Here is an 18,211-nt window from a genome sequence, read left to right on the forward strand (position 1 = left end):
TTTTCGTCGACGCCCGGATGAACGGAAATCCGTTCCCCTGCCATCGACACACCACGCGGAGAGCTTTATGAGCACTGACAAGGATTACATCGTCGCGGATATCGAACTTGCTGCCTACGGCCGAAAGGAGCTCGACATCGCCGAAACCGAAATGCCGGGCCTGATGTCGTGCCGCGAGGAATTCGGTGCATCGCAGCCGCTCAAGGGCGCCCGCATCTCCGGTTCGCTGCACATGACGATCCAGACGGCGGTTCTGATCGAGACGCTGAAGGAACTCGGCGCCGACATTCGCTGGGCCTCCTGCAACATCTTCTCGACCCAGGATCATGCCGCTGCTGCAATTGCAGCGTCCGGCATCCCGGTATTTGCCGTGAAGGGTGAATCGCTCACCGAGTACTGGGAATACACCGACAAGATCTTTCAGTGGACCGATGGCGGCTTCTCCAACATGATCCTCGATGATGGTGGCGACGCCACCATGTACATCCTGCTCGGCGCCCGCGCCGAAGCCGGTGAGGACGTTCTTTCCGTGCCCACATCGGAAGAAGAAGAGATCCTGTTCGCGCAGATCAAGAAGCGTCTTGCCGCTTCGCCAGGCTGGTTCACCAAGCAGCGCGATGCGATCAAGGGTGTGACCGAAGAGACCACCACAGGCGTTCACCGCCTTTATGATCTTTCCAAGAAGGGCCTCCTGCCCTTCCCGGCCATCAACGTCAACGACTCCGTCACCAAGTCGAAGTTCGACAACAAATACGGCTGCAAGGAATCGCTGGTCGACGGCATTCGCCGCGGCACCGACGTGATGATGGCCGGCAAGGTCGCCGTCGTCTGCGGTTACGGCGATGTCGGCAAGGGTTCGGCTGCTTCGCTTCAGGGCGCCGGTGCTCGCGTCAAGGTCACGGAAGTCGATCCGATCTGCGCCCTGCAGGCTGCCATGGACGGGTTTGAAGTCGTCGTGCTCGAAGACGTCGTTGCCTCGGCCGATATCTTCATCACCACGACGGGCAACAAGGACGTCATCCGCATCGAGCATATGCGCGAGATGAAGGATATGGCGATCGTCGGCAATATCGGCCATTTCGATAACGAGATCCAGGTTGCGGCGCTCAAGAACCTGAAGTGGACCAACGTGAAGCCGCAGGTCGACATGATCGAGTTCCCGAAGGGCAACCGGATGATCCTTCTGTCGGAGGGTCGCCTTCTCAACCTCGGAAATGCTACCGGCCATCCGTCCTTCGTCATGTCCGCCTCGTTCACCAACCAGACGCTGGCCCAGATCGAGTTGTTCACGAAGCAGGGCGAGTACAAGAACGAGGTCTATATCCTGCCCAAGCACCTCGACGAAAAAGTTGCCCGTCTTCACCTCGGAAGGCTCGGCGTGACGCTGACCAAACTTTCTGACGAACAGGCTGCTTATATCGGCGTCTCGTCGCAGGGTCCGTTCAAGGCTGAACACTACCGCTACTGATCCGTAGCCGAACAATCCACAACATCTTGTGGCCGCAGCCTTGACAAAGGCTGCGGCTTCTTTTTTGGCCCCGCGCCTTCCCGCTCTCTGCCGCGACAGGTATTGTTACAGCTCTTGATTCGTACTCGTTCGAGCCTCCGGCTTCGGGCAAGGTGCGATGTGGTATGTCTTGTCGATAAGCGGCAATTGGACGGAGACAGACCGGTCATGTCGGTAAGAAAAACGAGCCTGCGAAAGCAGGCCGATCTCATTTGTGGCGTGGCGATGAGCTGCGGCCTGGACGCTTGTAAAGAGGCGGCAAATGGGCGGTGGAAGAAAGACCTTGCCCGGCTTGCGCCGGTGAGCTTGGCACGTTCGGCTGCAGCGTTCCTGGCGGGGACGGTGCTCTCAGGCGTGGCTGGGATGGCGCATGCACAGGAGGCCGGCACGGTCGGTCCGCACATGTTCTCGTCGACCCAGGTGATCTGGTCGTCGCTGCTGCTTGGCGCGCTGGGGGCTGCCCTGCTGTCGGCCGTCTGGCTGGTTCGCCAACGCGGCAACATGGAAGCCGAAACCCAGGATATGCGCAGCGCGCTGTCGGATGCGCAGCAGCGGATTTCCAAGTACGAAGCGCTGATCGCCGACAAGAACCGCCGCATCGTGGTGTGGGAAAGCGGCTACTCCAAACCTGAGTTCCTGGGCCAGTTGCCGGCTGAAACCGGTGCGCCGCAGCAGGATCGCGATTTTCTCGCCTTCGGCCGCTGGCTGCGCTCTTCCTCGGCAATCGAGCTGGAAAAGGCGATCGACGCTCTGCGCGGCGAAGCCCGCAGCTTCGATCTGGTTCTTGAAACCAACCGCGACGAAATCCTTGAGGTGCAGGGCCGCGTTTCGGGCGGAAAGGCGTTTGTCCGCTTTATCGCGCTCAACAACCTGCGCGCCGAGCTTGCCGAACTGAAGATCGAACGCGAACGGCTAACCCACTCCATCTCGCTTTTCCACTCGCTGCTCGACACGATCGAACAGCCGGTCTGGCAGCGCGACGCACAGGGCAGGCTTGCCTGGGTCAACCACGCCTATAGCGATGCCGTCGAAGCCAAGGTTCCGACGCAGGCCGTTGACGAAAGCCGCGAATTCCTGGGCACGATCGCGCGTGAGAAAATCCGCGCCGTCGCAACAGCCAACTCGCCTTTCCACGACCGCATCTCCACTGTCGTGCGCGGCAATCGTACCGTGTTCGACGTTGTCGATGTCGTGGCAACGAACGGTTCCGTCGGCATTGCGATCGATGTGTCGGAAGCCGAATCGGTGCGCGAAGAGCTTAAGCGGACGCTCAACAGCCACGCCGAAACGCTGGACCATCTCGCGACACCCGTCGCGATCTTCGACGGCGAACGGCGGCTGCAATTCTACAACCAGGCTTTCGTCCAGCTGTGGGGCCTTTCCCTGCCCTTCCTCGAATCGCGGCCGGATAATTCCGAACTGCTCGACAAGCTGCGCGCCAACGGCAAGCTGCCGGAAGAGCTCAGCTGGCGCAACTGGAAGGAATCGGCGCTGTCGATCTACCAGGCGCTCGATACCAAGACCGATACCTGGCATCTGCCGAACGGCCAGACGCTGCGCGTCATCGCCACCGCCCACCCGCGCGGCGGTGCTACCTGGGTGTTCGAGAACCTGACCGAACAGGTCGATCTCGAAACCCGCTATAACACGCTGGTCAAGGTTCAGGGCGAAACGATCGACCATCTTACAGAAGGCGTGGCCGTGTTCGGTCCGGACGGCCGGATCACGCTGTCCAATCCCGCCTTCCGGGCGCTTTGGGGCGTGACCGCCGAAGAGACCAAGCCCGGAACCCATATCAAGGCGATCGAGAAAGCCTGTTCGCCGTCCTATGACGAGCCGGACGGCTGGCGCCTCTTTGGCCAGATGCTGACCAATTTCGACGACGAACGGGCGTCGATACAGGGAACGTTCGAACTCTATTCCGGCCTCATCCTCGATTATGCCGCGACGCCTTTGCCGAATGCCCAGACGATGTTCACCTTCGTCGACATGACGGCCAGCGCACGTGCCGAGCGGGCACTCAAGGAAAAGAACGAGGCGCTGCAGAAGGCGGACGAGCTGAAGAACGACTTCGTCCAGCACGTTTCCTACGAGCTGCGGTCGCCGCTGACCAACATCATCGGCTTCACCGATCTCCTGAAGACGCCGGGCATGGGCGAACTGAACGAGCGGCAGTCGGAATATATCGACCACATCTCGACGTCGTCCTCGGTTCTTCTCACCATCGTCAACGACATCCTCGATCTTGCGACCGTCGATGCCGGCATCATGCAGCTGAACTATTCGCAGCTCGCCGTGGACGAGCTTTTGGACGACGTGGCGATGCAGATCGCCGACCGGCTGCACGAAAATACCGTGACGCTGGAAATCATCGCGCCGAAGGCACTCGGAACCGTGTTTGCCGACGAGCAGCGGCTGAAGCAGATCCTGATCAAGCTTTTGATGAACGCCACCAATTTTGCGCCGGAGGGGTCCGCCATCTCGCTGAACTGCTGGCGCGACGAGAGCAACGTGTTCTTCTCCGTGACCGACAGAGGTCCCGGCATTCCGCCTGACATGCTGAAGACGGTGTTTGACCGGTTCGAGGCAAACGCCAAGGGCGGCAAGCGCAGCGGTGCGGGCCTTGGCCTTTCGATCGTCGAAAGCTTCGTGACCCTTCACAACGGCGACGTCTCGATCGACAGCCGGGCCGGACAGGGAACGGTTGTCACCTGCCGCATTCCGGTTGGAGCGCGGACCCGTTCGGTCGCGGCCGAATGATCGCTGCGCCTGGCGATAGCATTGTCGTGACACTGGCCGACGAGGCTGAGACAATTCTGTTCGGTGAGGATCTGGTGCTGGCGCTGAAGGCTGGCGACTGCCTGGCTCTTTCGGGCGATCTCGGCGCCGGCAAATCGACGCTGGCGCGCGCCTTCCTTCGGGCCATGGCAGACCAGGACGATCTGGAAGTACCGAGCCCCACTTTCACGCTGGTCCAGATCTATGACCTGCGCATTCCCGTGGCGCATTTCGATCTCTATCGGCTGGCCGATCCATCCGAGCTCGACGAGCTTGGTTTCGACGAAGCACTTTCCTCCGGCATCTGCCTTGTCGAATGGCCGGAAATGGGCGGCGACCTGCTGCCTCTCGACCGCATCACGCTAACGCTCGAGCATGAGACGATTGGCCGACGGGCGACGATTACGGCACCGGAAGCAGCCCTTGCCCGCATCCGCCGGGTGATCGCCATCCGCGAGTTTCTGCGCACTCACGGTTATACCGATGGCCGACGCCGGTTCCTGACCGGCGATGCCTCGATGCGGGCCTATGAAACGGTTCTGACTGCTTCAGCCGAAAAGGTGATCCTGATGGACTGGCCGAAGCGGCCCGAGGGTCCGCCGGTTCTTGATGGAAAACCCTATCCGAAAGTGGCGCATATTGCCGAGGACGCCTATCCGTTCGTGGCGATCTCAGACTATCTGCGCGGCATCGGCCTTTGCGCGCCTGAGGTGCTCGCCGCGGATTACGACCAAGGCATTCTTCTCATCGAGAACCTCGGCCATGACGGCGTGCTTGACGAAAACGGGCAGCCGATCGGCGAACGTTACCGCGAAAGCGTCGTAGCACTCGCCTATCTGCATGGCCATGAGATCCGCCAGGATCTTCCCGTCGACGGCTCCCAAACGCATCACATTCCGGATTTCGATCCGGTCGCGATGAAGATGGAAGCGCGGCTGCTTCTTGACTGGTACCTGCCGTGGAAGCGCGGCGGACAGCCTGGCGAGGACGAGCGAGAAGAGTATCTCTCGATCTGGGACGGGCTGATCGCAAAGCTCGGCAGCGCGGAGAAAAACCTGCTGCTACGTGATTTCCATTCGCCGAACATCATCTGGCGTTCAGAGGCGTCGGGCGTGCACCAGGTGGGCCTGATCGATTTCCAGGATGCGATGATTGGCCCGACGGCCTATGATCTTGCTTCGCTGGTCCAGGACGCCCGCGTCGATATTCCCAAGGTTCTTGCCGATCAGATGATGATCGACTACCTGACGCTGCGCCGCGCACTGGGCGGGTTTGACGAAACGGGCTTCCTGAAATCCTGGGCGATCATGGCGGCACAGCGCAACTGCAAGCTTGCCGGGCTCTGGGTTCGGCTGCGGGAACGCGACGGCAAGCCGCAATATATGAAGCATATGCCGCGAACATTGCGCCATCTTTCGACGGCACTCGCGCATGAAGCACTCGCGCCCTTGCGCGATTGGTGCCACAGGGCTGGTATAGAGCTTCCCGAATCATAAATACGGTTGCATGGACATGACCAACGCCCCGATCACGCAGGCTATGGTGCTGGCGGCAGGGCTCGGTACCCGGCTTCGCCCGATCACCGATACGATGCCGAAGCCACTGGTGCCCGTTGCAGGAAAGCCGATGATCGATTACGGGCTCGATGCCCTGGCCGACGTTGGCGTGACGCATGCGGTTGTCAACGTCCATCACTTCGCCGACCGGATGGAAGCGCATCTCGCCGCCTATCCGCACCTTGAGATCACCGTGTCCGACGAGCGGGCGCAGCTGATGAATTCGGGTGGCGGGTTGAAGCAGGGCCTGTCCCTGCTCGCGCCCGGCTTTGTCTTCGTCATGAATGCCGACCTGTTCTGGATTGGCGAAAAGCCAGGCGAGCCGAGCAATCTTGAGCGTCTGGCCGGGTTTTTCGACCCGCAGCGCATGGATATGGCACTGCTTTGCGTGCCGCTGGAGCGCACCACCGGACACAACGGCAAGAAGGATTTCCAGCTGTCCTCCGACGGCAGGCTTTCGCGCTACACCGAAGGAGATGGCAACCCGGTCGTCTATGCCGGCGCGATCGTGATGCACACGTCGCGTCTCGACGATGCGCCTGACGATGCCTTCAATCTCAACATCTATTTCGACCGTGCGATCGAAAACGATCGGCTGTTCGGGCTCGTGATGGATGGCGAGTGGATCACTGTCGGCACGCCGGAGGCGCTGCCTGAAGCCGAAGCCGTGATTGCCCGCCACAAAGCAGGGGCCTGATCCGATGTCGGATGCGTCGCCGAACCGCCTGTTCTCCATTCCCTCAGGCGCGCCTTTCCTGAAGACGCTGGCCGCAGCGCTCTGCGACGGACGGCTGAACAAGACGTTCCGCTACAACCCCGACAATCCGCTGTCGCTGGCCGATGTCACCATCTTTGTGCCGACGCGCCGTTCGGCCCGCGTGCTGCGCTCGGAATTTGTCGATCTTCTCGGCGGCCGCGCCGCGATCCTGCCGGTCATCCGGCCACTTGGCGAAACAGACGACGATCAGGGCTTTTTCGATCTCGTTGCGCCCGAGGAAATGGATCTGGCTCTGCCGATTGGTGGCACGGCCCGTCTGCTCGAACTTGGCCGGCTGATCCTTGCCTGGCGCAACCAGTTGCCGAAGATCGTGCTGGATGTGCATTCGGAATCGCCGCTGGTCGCGCCCGCAAGCCCGGCGGATGCGATCTGGCTTGCCCGGGCGCTGGCGGAACTGATCGATGCGATCGAGACCGAGGAACGCGACTGGAAGGATCTCGACAATCTCCAGACCGGCGAACATGCGCTCTGGTGGCAGCTGACCGCCGAATTCCTGAAGATCGCCAGCGGTTTCTGGCCGACCCGGCTGGAAGAGCTGAAACGCTCTTCGCCGGCAAAGCATCGGGCTTCGATCCTGCGCGGCGAAGCGCGACGGATTACCGAGCGGGAGCATAAGGGCCCCGTGATCGTTGCCGGTTCCACCGGGTCGGTGCCGGCCGCCGCCGAGTTGATCGCAGCGATCTCCAGGCTTCCAGAAGGCACTGTCGTCCTGCCGGGTCTCGACATGACGATGCCGCAGGACCAGTGGGACATGGTGGGCGAGGAAACCTTCGACGGCAAGCCCGACCCTTCGAGCCGCAGTCATCCGCAATTCGGTCTTTCCCGCCTGTTGAAGAAGATCGGTGCCACGCGGGACGATGTCACTGTCATCGGAGAGACGGAGGCCGATCTTGCCTTCCGCGCCGAGGCGATCTCGCAGGCGCTGGTGCCTGCCAAGGCGACCGATCGCTGGAATACGTGGCGCCAGGACGCCGATCCGGAAAAGCTGCGCGCGGCCTTTGCCGATGTCGCGCTGATCGAAGCCGCCAACGAGCGCGAGGAAGCGGTGGCGATTGCCATCGCCTTGCGGCTGGCGCTGGAGAAACCCGGACGCAACGGTGGCGAGGCCCAGGCGGCGCTGATCACGCCCGATCGTGCGCTCGGTCGCCGCGTCACCGCAGAGCTTGCCCGTTTCGGCATCCTCGCCGATGATTCGGCCGGTTCCGCCCTTTCCGGCACGCCGCAGGGCACGCTGACCCAGCTTCTGCTCGAAGCGACGCTTCGCCCCGGCGACCCTGTGGCGATCGTGGGTCTCCTGAAACACCCGCTAATACGGCTTGGCCTTCCGCCTGCCGAGCTACGCGCCTCAATCGATGCGCTCGAAGTACTGGCGCTGCGCGGTGGCGTCGGTGACATGGATATTTCAGCACTCGAGCCGCTTCTCGATGCGCAGCTGACCGCGATCCTTGAAGACCGGCACATGCCGCATTGGCGCAGCTCGTTGCCCGAAGGCGCTGTGGGTCAGGCAAAGGATATCACAAAGCGGATATCGGCAGCGGTCGAACCGCTGGTAAGCGCCTTTATCCGCCGCCGGGCGGATGGACGCGGGTTGACGGCAAGGCTGACTCTGTCCGATTGGGCGACACGCACCGGGCGCGCGCTCGAGGCGCTGTGCATCGATGAGCGCGGTGATCTCTCGGCACTCTGGTCCGGCGAGCCGGGCGAACGTCTCTCAGGTCTGCTCGGCGAAGTGATCGAGACGGAAGGCCAGATCGAGGCCGACGGGCCGCAGTGGATCGACATCGTCATGGCGCTGACGACAGGCGAAGCGGTGAAGCCGCGATCGCTTGCGCATCCGCGCGTGTTCATCTTCGGGACGCTGGAAGCGCGGCTGCAGAGCGTCGATACGATGATCCTCGGCGGCCTCAACGAAGGCTCCTGGCCGGGACAGACGGTCAACAATCCGTTCCTGTCGCGCTCGATGAAGACCGACATGGGACTGGAACCGCCAGAGCGGCGGATCGGCCAGCTGGCGCACGATTTCGAAATGGCCTGCGGCACCCGCAACCTGATCTTTTCCCGCTCCACACGACAGGGATCGACGCCGACAGTTGCTTCCCGCTGGCTGCAGAGATTGTTGGCGCTGGGTGGCAAAACCTTTGCCGACGAATTGAAGGCGCGCGGCAAGGATGTCCTTCACTGGGCATCACTGATCGATCGCGGCGACAACCAGCAGCAGGCCAGGCGCCCTGCCCCGAAACCGCCGGCGGAGCTGCAGCCGGTCAAATATTCATTCAGCGAAGTCGGAAGGCTGCGTCGCGACCCCTATTCGATCTATGCGCGGCGCATCCTGAAGCTTGATCCGCTGGCGCCGTTCAACGAGGATCCGGGTGCGGCACAGCGCGGCACGCTCTACCACGCCATTATCGACCGCTATACGCGGGAAGGACACAAGCCCGGCACGCCGGTTTCACGTGAAGCAATGCAGCGCATCACGCAGGAGCTTTTCGATGCCGAACAGTTGCCGCCGCATATCGACCGGGTCTGGCGGCCGCGCTTCGTCGAGGTGGCCCGGGCCTTTCTCGACTGGGAAGAGCGCCGCGCACCGGAGGTGCGCAGCAGCGTGACGGAAGCCGGTGCCGGTTTCGACGTTGAGAGCGCTGGCATTCGCGTCACCGGCATTGCCGACCGGATCGACATCAAGCGATCCGGCGAGGCGGATATTATCGACTACAAGACCGGCCTCAACCCCTCCATCCTGCAGGCCAGGTCGCTGCTCGACCCGCAACTTGCACTGGAGGCGGCAGCCCTGCAGGCAGGCGCCTTTAAGACGATGGGCATCCAGCGGCCCGGCGATCTTCTCTATGTGCGGCTTCGACCCGGCGACCGGTTCAAGGAAGACCGGATCAACAATGAGGGCGCAACCGCGAGTGCCAAGCGCCAGCCGAAATCGGCGATCGATCTGGCGCAGGACTCGATCGACCAGCTGACCAGGTTCGTCATCAAGTTGCGTCAGGGCGATGCGGGGTTCGCCTCTCGGCTGGTCCCGTTCGCGCAGGGTGATTTCGGAGGCGAATACGATCACCTCGCCCGCGTTGCCGAGTGGTCGACGGCCGATGACGATGGAGAGGCAGACGCCGATGAGTGATCTTTTCACCGACCTTCCGGATAACCCGGCTTCGGACCTGCCGGATGGTGACGACCCGCTTCATTGGATCGACTGGACGACGGTTCAGCAATCACGCGCATCGGACCCGGCAAGTTCCGCCTGGGTGTCGGCCAATGCCGGCTCTGGCAAGACGCATGTGCTGACCCAGCGGGTGATCCGGCTTCTGCTTGCCGGCTGCCGCCCCTCCGCCATTCTATGCCTCACCTATACCAAGGCCGCGGCTTCGGAAATGTCGAACCGCGTCTTCCAAAGGCTGTCTGAATGGACGGTTCTCTCCGACGCGGAGTTGCGGGCAAGGATTGCGGCTATCGAAGGTCGTGAGCCGGATTCCTCGACGATTTCCGAGGCGCGGCGCCTCTTTGCCAAGGCTCTGGAAACGCCGGGTGGTCTGAAGATCCAGACGATCCACGCCTTCTGCGAAGCACTGCTGCACCAGTTTCCGCTGGAGGCCAATGTGGCGGGCCACTTTTCCGTGCTCGACGACCGCGCTGCCACTGCCCTTCTCTCCGAAGCGCGGCGTTCTCTACTGACGGCCACGTCCGCCGAAGATGATCCGGATCTGGCGGAGGCCTTTGGGCATGTTCTCGATCTCGGCGACGAGTTCGGGCTGGAGGCGCTGCTGTCCGACATCGTTGCAAGACGCACGGCGATCCGCAAATTTACGGCGCAGGCGGAGAAGAACGGCGGCATCGGCCCGGAACTGAAGCGGGTTCTGGGGCTCGACCCTGCCGATAGTGAAGACAGTATTGCCGCCACCTATTGGCCACTGCCTCAGCTTTCCGGGATCACGCTCGACCTCTATCTGTCGCTTGCCGACCAGAAGGGCGGCTCGACCGTGCATGAGGTGGCCTATGGTTTGCGCCTGGTCGCCAAGGAGACGGATGTCTTCAAGCGTGCCGCCTATCTCGATTCCATCTTCCTCACGGCCAAGGGCACGGTGAAGGCGGATCGCAGCCTGATCGCCAGCGCCATGACCAAGATCGCGCCGGAGCTTGCCGGCGCGATCGATGCGGCGCGAGAGCATGTTCTGAGCTGCCGGAACCGTTTGCGGCTGTTTCGCCTGTTTGCCGCCACCAAGGCGGCGCTGACGCTCGCCGCACGTCTCACCGACGACTACGAGGACCTGAAACGGGGCCGCAGCCTTCTCGATTTCGAGGATCTGATTGCCCGCACCGCCGATCTCCTCACCCGCGATGGCGTCGGCGCCTGGGTGCACTACAAGCTCGACCAGGGCATCGACCACATCCTGGTCGACGAGGCGCAGGATACCAGCCCGATCCAGTGGACCGTGATCAAGTCGCTGGCGGAGGACTTTTATTCCGGCAACAGCGCGCGCGATACGCGCCGCACGATGTTTGCGGTCGGCGACGAGAAACAGTCGATCTATTCCTTCCAGGGCGCGCGGCCGGAGCGGTTTGCCGAGGAACGCAGCGCGACGAAGAGGCAGGTGGCTGCCAGCGGCCAGCCGTTCCATGCGATCCGCCTGCCGCTCTCCTTCCGGTCGACAGCCGACATTCTTTCTGCCGTCGATCAGGTGTTTTCGATCGAGGAAAATGCCAAGGGACTGTCTGCGATCGGTGATCCGGTGCAGCACCGTTCCAACCGCATGGGCCATCCCGGCCTAGTCGATCTGTGGGACGTGGTGGCGCCCGAAGTGTCCGAACAGGAAGACGACTGGACCGCGCCGTTCGATTCGACCCCGGACAAGGCACCGGCTGCCATTCTCGCCTCTCGCATCGCCGCCCGGATCGGCGAGATGATCGGCCGCGAGACGATCATCGAAAAGGGCGTGGAACGGCCAATCGAGCCTGGCGACATTCTCGTTCTCGTGAGAAAGCGCGACGCCTTCGTCAACGCGCTGACGCGGGCGCTGAAACGTCGCGACAACATTCCCGTAGCAGGCGCCGACCGGTTGAAGCTGACAAGCCATATCGCGGTGCAGGATCTGCTGGCGCTTGGCCGCTTTCTGCTTCTGCCGCAGGACGACCTGTCGCTTGCAGCGCTTCTCAAAAGCCCGCTATTCGATCTGTCCGAGGAGGATGTCTTCGAGGTTGCGGCGCTCAGAGCCGAAGACGACAGCGCCTGGGCGCAGCTGAAGCGTCTTGCCGAGGAACAGCCGCTGAGGTTTCGCGACGCAGCAGAGCGATTACAGCATCTGCTGACGCTGTCGCGCCTGCTCAGCCCGCATGATCTCTACGCCCGTATTCTCGGACAATATGGCGGACGGCGGAAGTTTCTCGGACGGCTCGGCACCGAGGCGGGCGATATTCTCGATGAATTGCTCACCTTCGCGCTCGATCACGAGACATCCGGCCTGCCTGGCCTGCAGGCTTTCGTATCCACGCTGGAGCTGGAAAGCCCCGAGGTGAAGCGCGAACAGGATGGTGGCCGCAACGAGGTGCGGATCATGACCGTACATGCTTCCAAGGGCCTCGAAGCGCCGGTCGTGTTCCTCGTCGACAGCAACTCAAAATCCTTCATTCCGTCGCATGTCCCGAAATTCCGGTTGCTGAAGACCGTCCATGGCGATGTTCCGGCCTGGCTTGCGGGCAAGACTTTGTCCAACCCGCTGACGGCGGCGGAGGACGAGCGGTTGAAGACATCTGCCGAAGAAGAGTACCGGCGACTTCTCTATGTGGGTATGACCCGCGCTGCCGATCATCTTGTGATTTGCGGCTATCGTGGCAGCCGCGACAACCCTGACAGCTGGCAGGCGATGATCGCGCGGGCCTTGTCGACGAGCGGTCAGCATTGCAGCCCGACTACATTCTCCGGACCCGAGGGCGAGTGGAACGGCCTGTCCTGGCGTTTGCCCCAGGCGCCCGGCAAGGCTGCTGCCAAAGCGGACCACGCAGGTTCAGGCGGCTCGGAACGGGAGGCATTCGCACCTACCCTGCCCATTGCCCTCTCCCGGCCGCTTCCCCCACGAAAAATCCTGCCGAGGCCACTTAGCCCGTCTGGTGCCGGCACGATGATCGATGACGACGATGATGATCTGATCGTCACATCGCCCCTGTTTGGAGACAAGGCGACCGGCAGCCTGGCACTGCAAAAAGGCAAGCTGGTGCATCGGATGCTGCAGATGCTGACCGACTTTCCGGACGGTGAGCGCGAGGGTGCAGCCCGGCGTTATGCCGACCGCGCCGCCCGCTTCTGGCCGCCGGCTGAGCGACAGAAGCTAGTTGAGAGCGTCATGTCTGTTCTGTCCCTTCCCGAGCTCGCGCCGGTATTTTCTGCGCGCAGCCAGTCGGAGGTCTCGATCATGGGAACGCTGACGCTGGAGGGCCAGGACTACGCGATCTCGGGCCGGATCGACCGGCTGGTCGAGATGGAAGACCGCGTCATCATCCTCGATTACAAGACCAACCGCTTTCCGCCGGGCACTGCGGAAGACGTGCCATTGACCCACAGGGCACAGCTCTCCATCTACCGCGAAATCCTCACGCCTCTTTATCCGGGCAAAGCGATCGACTGCGTGCTCGTCTACACCGAGACGGCAAAGGTAATCCCGCTGGGTGTGGAGCTGATGTCCCGTTCGCTTGCAGAACTTAAGACAAAGTGACATGACGGACATTGAAAATAGTGAGTGCCGATCTCACATCTGGGTCAACAAGAATCGAAGGAGAGCCCAATGGCTACCGTGAAAGTCGATACAAACAATTTTCAGGCTGAAGTTCTGGACGCCGTAGAGCCGGTCGTCGTCGATTTCTGGGCCGAATGGTGCGGCCCCTGCAAGATGATCGCTCCGAGCCTTGAAGAAATTTCGACGGAACTCGCTGGCAAGGTGAAAGTCGTCAAGCTGAACATCGACGAGAACCCGGAACTGGCTGCCCAGTTCGGCGTGCGCTCGATCCCGACCCTCGCCATGTTCAAGGGCGGCGAAGTGGCCGACATCAAGGTTGGCGCTGCGCCGAAGACGGCTCTCGCAGCCTGGATCTCCAGCGCCGCTTAAGCGTCTGTTTCACGTGAATCCAAAAACCCGGCTGAGCGATCAGCCGGGTTTTTTGTTATCTGCTGTTGATAGATCCTGTCCGTTATCAGACCGGTGGCGTGCCATTGTCGGCCAGCACATTGCCGGCGAAATAGAGCGAGCCGCCGATCAGGATACGGGGTGGGGGACTGCCGGGCAGCTGGCGGCGGGTGATTTCCTGCAAGGCTTCGATGGTGGAACCCGCGGGCTCGGCCACCAGACCAGCATCGAACGCCGCATTGGCCAGCACGACCGGATCGAGGCCTGCCTCGCTATCGCGGATGCGGACGGTAAAGACGTGTTCGCCGAGATCCGCAAAGGCCCGGAAATAGCCGACGGGATCCTTTGTATTGATCATGCCGGTGACGAGGTAGAGCGGCCGGGGCTGGCGTTCCTCAAAGGCGGCCATGGCTTCGGCAATCACTTCGCCTCCGGCCGGGTTATGCCCGCCGTCGAGCCAGATTTCTGAACCCGGGGGCGCGAATTCGAGCAGTTTGCCTTCGACCAGCTTTTGCAGGCGGGCCGGCCATTCAACCATGCCCATCGCCTTTTCCATGGTCGCATCCGTCACCGTGAAACCGGCGGCCTTGACGGCGCGGATGGCGGCCGCGGCGTTGGCGAACTGGTGGCGGCCAGGAAGGCGCGGCAGCGGCAGGTCCTGCAGGCCGTCTTCGTCCTGGTAGATCAGCCGGCCGAACTCCTCGTGAGCTGAGAAATCCTGGCCATAGATGGAGAGCGGACAGCCCAGCCGTTCGGCAGTCGCAACAAGAACCTCGCGGGCCGCGTCGAATTCCTGGGCGCCGACCACGACCGGGCAGCGGCGTTTCATGATGCCGGCTTTTTCCGCTGCGATCAGTTCGACCTTGTCGCCCAGATAAGCTTGGTGATCGAGCGCGATCGGCATGATCACCGAGACGGCGGGGTCGGTGATGACGTTGGTCGCATCGAAGCGACCGCCTAAGCCCACTTCCAGCACTACGGCATCGGCGGGCTGCTCGGAAAAGATCAGGAAGGTTGCCGCTGTCAGGATCTCGAACACGGTGATCATCTGGCCGGCATTGGCATCGCCGACGCGGCGCAGCGCATCCGCCAGCAGGGCATCGTCGACAAGCTGGCCCCGGCCGCCCTTGACGCCGATGCGAAAGCGTTCGTGCCAGCGCACCAGATGCGGCGATGTGTGGACGTGCACGGCATAGCCACCCGCTTCGAGAAGCGCGCGGCAAAAGGCGGTGCAGGACCCCTTGCCGTTGGTGCCGGCGACATGAATGACCGGCGGCAGTTTCAGATGTGGATTGCCGAGCACCTCAAGGAGGCGGGTAATGCGCTCGAGCGACAGATCGAAACCCTTCGGATGAAGGGTCATCAGCCGCTCGATTTCCTGTTCGGCCGCACTTGCCACGGGCTGGTTCATCGTCGTCATCCCGAAGCTCCGGCTCCGATCACGTTAGGTCAGAACCGATGTTCAGGCGCTGACGGCGACAGGGGCGGGAAGGAATTCCTGATCAGGCTGTCTCATCAGCATCTTCAGGATCCGCGCCAGCGTTGCCGGGATATCGTGGCGCTTGACGACCATATCCACCATGCCATGCTCAAGCAGGTATTCTGCGGTCTGGAAGCCTTCCGGCAGCTTTTCGCGCAGGGTCTGTTCGATCACGCGCTTGCCGGCAAAACCGATCTCGGCGCCCGGTTCGGCGATATGGACATCACCCAGCATGGCATAGGAAGCGGTCACGCCGCCGGTGGTCGGGTTGGTCAGCACGCAGATATAGGGAAGGCCTGCTTCCTTCAGCATGTCGACGGCAACCGTGGTGCGCGGTAGCTGCATCAGTGACAGGATGCCTTCCTGCATGCGGGCGCCGCCAGAAGCCGGGAAGATCACCAGCGGGCACTTTTCCTTCAGCGCACGCTCGGCCGCCTTGACGATCGCTTCGCCGGCCGCCATGCCGAGCGAACCACCGATGAAGTTGAATTCGTGCACGACGGCGACGAGTTTAACGCCATGGACGGAACCGAGACCGGCGAGGATCGTGTCCTCCTGATCGGTCTTGATACGGCTGTCCTTCAAGCGGTCAGCATATTTCTTGGAGTCGCGAAACTTGAGCGGATCCTGGGCGACCTTCGGCTGCACCAGCGATTCGAACTCGCCGTCGTCGAACATATCTCTCAGACGCGCCTTGGCCGGCATCTTCATGTGGAAGCCGGAGGCGGGAATGACCCACTTGTTCTCTTCGAGATCCTTGTGGAAGACCATTTCCCCGGTTTCCGGGCATTTGATCCAGAGATTTTCCGGCACATCCCGATCGGGACGGCCGAGCATGGAGTTGATGCGCGGCCGGACGTAATTGGTGATCCAGTTCACTGGGCGTACTCCGAGTTTGGACTTGTCAGGCCTATCTGGGCCAGTTATTCGGCGGCAACAAGGCGGGCGGAACGCACACCGGTGGCCAGGCCGCGGACGAAGGTGGAAACGGCAGATACCGTATCTGGCGTCGCAGCGCCATCCTTGGTGAGACTGCCGGCAACCTGCGCAACGATTGCACTGCCGACGACGACACCATCAGCCGCAGCACCGATGGCTTGCGCATGGTTGGCGGTCTTGACGCCGAAGCCGACGCAGACCGGCAGGTCGGTATGACCCTTGATGCGGGAGACAGCGCCCGAGATCAGCGACAGATCCGGCAGAGCGGATCCGGTAATGCCGTTCATCGAAACGTAATAGACGAAGCCCGACGTGTTGTGCAAAACCGTCGGAAGGCGCTTTTCGTCCGTGGTCGGCGTGGTCAGACGGATGAAGTTCAGCCCCTTGGCGATCGCCGGGATGCAAAGCTCGTCATCCATTTCAGGCGGCAGGTCGACGATGATCAGGCCGTCGATTCCGGCTTCCAGCGCGTCATCAACAAACCTGTCGACGCCGTAGATATAGATCGGATTGTAGTAGCCCATCATGACGATCGGCGTCGCGGCATCGGTCTTGCGGAATTCGCGGGCGAGATCCAGCGTCTTGGCGAGCGTCTGGCCGCCTTTCAGCGCGCGCTGCCCCGCCATCTGGATTGCCGGACCATCGGCCATCGGGTCGGAAAAGGGCATTCCGAGTTCGATCACGTCGGCGCCGGCATCCGGCAGAGCCTTCATGATGGCCAGCGACGTGGCGAAATCAGGATCGCCGCCCATGAAATAGGTGATCAGTGCCGGGCGGCCTTCGGCCTTCAGATCGGCAAAACGCTTGTCCATCCGTGCGGTCATGTTCAGAGCCCCATTCCAAGGATTTTGCCGACAGTGAAGATGTCCTTGTCGCCACGACCGCACAGGTTCATGACGATGATTTCGTCCTTGGACATCCTTGGTGCGCGCTTCATGACTTCGGCCAGTGCGTGCGAGGGTTCGAGCGCGGGGATGATGCCCTCGGTGCGCGTCAGGAACTGGAAGGCTTCGAGCGCTTCGGTATCCATGATCGGGACGTATTCGACACGTCCCATGTCTTTCAGCCAGGAATGCTCCGGGCCGATGCCGGGATAGTCGAGACCGGCCGAGATCGAATGACCTTCCTTGATCTGTCCGTCGCCATCCTGCAGCAGATAGGTGCGGTTGCCATGCAGAACGCCAGGCGAGCCTGCCGTCAGCGAGGCGCAGTGCTCCTCGCCGTTGAGGCCCTTGCCGCCGGCTTCGACGCCGACGATCCTTACGCTGTCATCATCGAGGAACGGATGGAACAGGCCGATCGCATTCGATCCACCGCCAACGGCTGCTACCAGCATGTCGGGCAGACGTCCCTCGGCTTCCAGCATCTGTTCCTTGGTTTCGCGACCGATGACCGACTGGAAGTCGCGGACCATTTCCGGATAGGGATGCGGACCGGCAGCGGTGCCGATCATGTAATAGGTGTCATCGACATTGGTGACCCAGTCGCGCAATGCCTCGTTCATGGCATCCTTGAGCGTGCCGTGGCCTGACGTGACCGGGATCACCTCGGCGCCCAAAAGCTTCATGCGGAAGACATTGGGTGCCTGGCGCTCGACATCTGTCGCGCCCATGTAGACGACGCAGGGCAGGCCGAAGCGGGCAGCGACCGTGGCCGAAGCGACGCCATGCTGGCCAGCACCGGTTTCAGCGATGATGCGGGTCTTGCCCATGCGCTTGGCAAGCAGGATCTGGCCAATGCAGTTGTTGATCTTGTGGGAGCCGGTATGATTGAGCTCGTCGCGCTTGAAATAGATCTTGGCGCCGCCGAGTTCTGCCGTCATGCGCTCGGCGAAATAGAGCGGGCTGGGCCGGCCGACATAGTGTTTGCCGAGATCGGTAAGCTGCTTTTGAAATGCGGGATCGGTCTTCGCCTTTTCCCATTCGCCCTGCAGATCGAGGATCAGGGGCATCAGGGTTTCCGCGACAAAGCGGCCGCCGAAAATACCGAAGAGGCCGTCCTCGTCGGGACCGGAACGGAACGAATTCAGTTTTGGGGTCTCGTTCACTTTCAACT

General features: G+C 61.9%; 11 protein-coding genes. 7 read left to right on the forward strand and 4 right to left on the reverse strand.

Annotated elements, in window-relative coordinates:
* Positions 1-67 precede the first annotated feature (67 nt).
* From ahcY to trxA, 7 genes are all read left to right on the forward strand, one after another.
* A complete protein-coding gene (gene ahcY / locus IFT59_RS22195) occupies positions 68-1,468 on the forward strand; it encodes an adenosylhomocysteinase (protein ID WP_062462971.1) in 1,401 nt (466 codons plus the stop codon).
* A gap of 207 nt (positions 1,469-1,675) precedes the next feature.
* Positions 1,676-4,267: a PAS domain-containing sensor histidine kinase gene (locus IFT59_RS22200; RefSeq protein ID WP_192088310.1), complete on the forward strand. Its 2,592-nt coding sequence runs from the start codon at positions 1,676-1,678 to the stop codon at positions 4,265-4,267.
* Positions 4,264-5,781: a tRNA (adenosine(37)-N6)-threonylcarbamoyltransferase complex ATPase subunit type 1 TsaE gene (tsaE, locus tag IFT59_RS22205; RefSeq protein ID WP_192088311.1), complete on the forward strand. Its 1,518-nt coding sequence runs from the start codon at positions 4,264-4,266 to the stop codon at positions 5,779-5,781. The genes IFT59_RS22200 and tsaE overlap by 4 nt, the downstream gene beginning before the upstream one ends.
* 16 nt (positions 5,782-5,797) lie before the next feature.
* Positions 5,798-6,538, forward strand: coding sequence for a nucleotidyltransferase family protein (locus tag IFT59_RS22210; RefSeq protein ID WP_192088312.1), 741 nt, complete (start codon positions 5,798-5,800; stop codon positions 6,536-6,538).
* A 4-nt stretch (positions 6,539-6,542) separates the two neighbouring features.
* Complete coding sequence (gene addB / locus IFT59_RS22215; RefSeq protein WP_192088313.1) at positions 6,543-9,746, forward strand: double-strand break repair protein AddB; 3,204 nt, start codon at positions 6,543-6,545, stop codon at positions 9,744-9,746.
* The gene (gene addA, locus IFT59_RS22220) at positions 9,739-13,329 is read left to right on the forward strand and encodes a double-strand break repair helicase AddA (RefSeq protein WP_192088314.1); all 3,591 of its coding nucleotides are present in this window, start codon (positions 9,739-9,741) and stop codon (positions 13,327-13,329) included. Before addB ends, addA begins: the two co-directional genes overlap by 8 nt.
* A 69-nt stretch (positions 13,330-13,398) precedes the next feature.
* Entirely contained in the window at positions 13,399-13,719 is a 321-nt protein-coding gene (gene trxA, locus IFT59_RS22225) for a thioredoxin (RefSeq protein ID WP_062462956.1), read from the forward strand.
* Positions 13,720-13,804: 85 nt separating this feature from the next.
* Here the strand turns inward: trxA and IFT59_RS22230 are convergent, their stop codons facing one another.
* Genes IFT59_RS22230 through trpB form a run of 4 tightly spaced genes read right to left on the reverse strand, consistent with a single transcriptional unit; the run spans position 13,805 to position 18,203 of the window.
* Positions 13,805-15,157 carry a bifunctional folylpolyglutamate synthase/dihydrofolate synthase gene (locus IFT59_RS22230; protein ID WP_249407708.1) on the reverse strand — a complete coding sequence of 451 codons (1,353 nt, stop codon included), beginning with the start codon at positions 15,155-15,157 and terminating at the stop codon, positions 13,805-13,807.
* A gap of 42 nt (positions 15,158-15,199) precedes the next feature.
* A complete protein-coding gene (gene accD, locus IFT59_RS22235) occupies positions 15,200-16,096 on the reverse strand; it encodes an acetyl-CoA carboxylase, carboxyltransferase subunit beta (protein WP_062462950.1) in 897 nt (298 codons plus the stop codon).
* Positions 16,097-16,140: 44 nt separating this feature from the next.
* Positions 16,141-16,980: a tryptophan synthase subunit alpha gene (gene trpA / locus IFT59_RS22240; protein ID WP_192078916.1), complete on the reverse strand. Its 840-nt coding sequence runs from the start codon at positions 16,978-16,980 to the stop codon at positions 16,141-16,143.
* Positions 16,981-16,982: 2 nt separating this feature from the next.
* The gene (gene trpB / locus IFT59_RS22245; protein WP_192088315.1) at positions 16,983-18,203 is read right to left on the reverse strand and encodes a tryptophan synthase subunit beta; all 1,221 of its coding nucleotides are present in this window, start codon (positions 18,201-18,203) and stop codon (positions 16,983-16,985) included.
* Positions 18,204-18,211: the final 8 nt, after the last annotated feature.

Source organism: Rhizobium sp. CFBP 8752, from assembly GCF_014842035.1.
Taxonomy (GTDB): Bacteria; Pseudomonadota; Alphaproteobacteria; order Rhizobiales; family Rhizobiaceae; genus Neorhizobium; species Neorhizobium soli.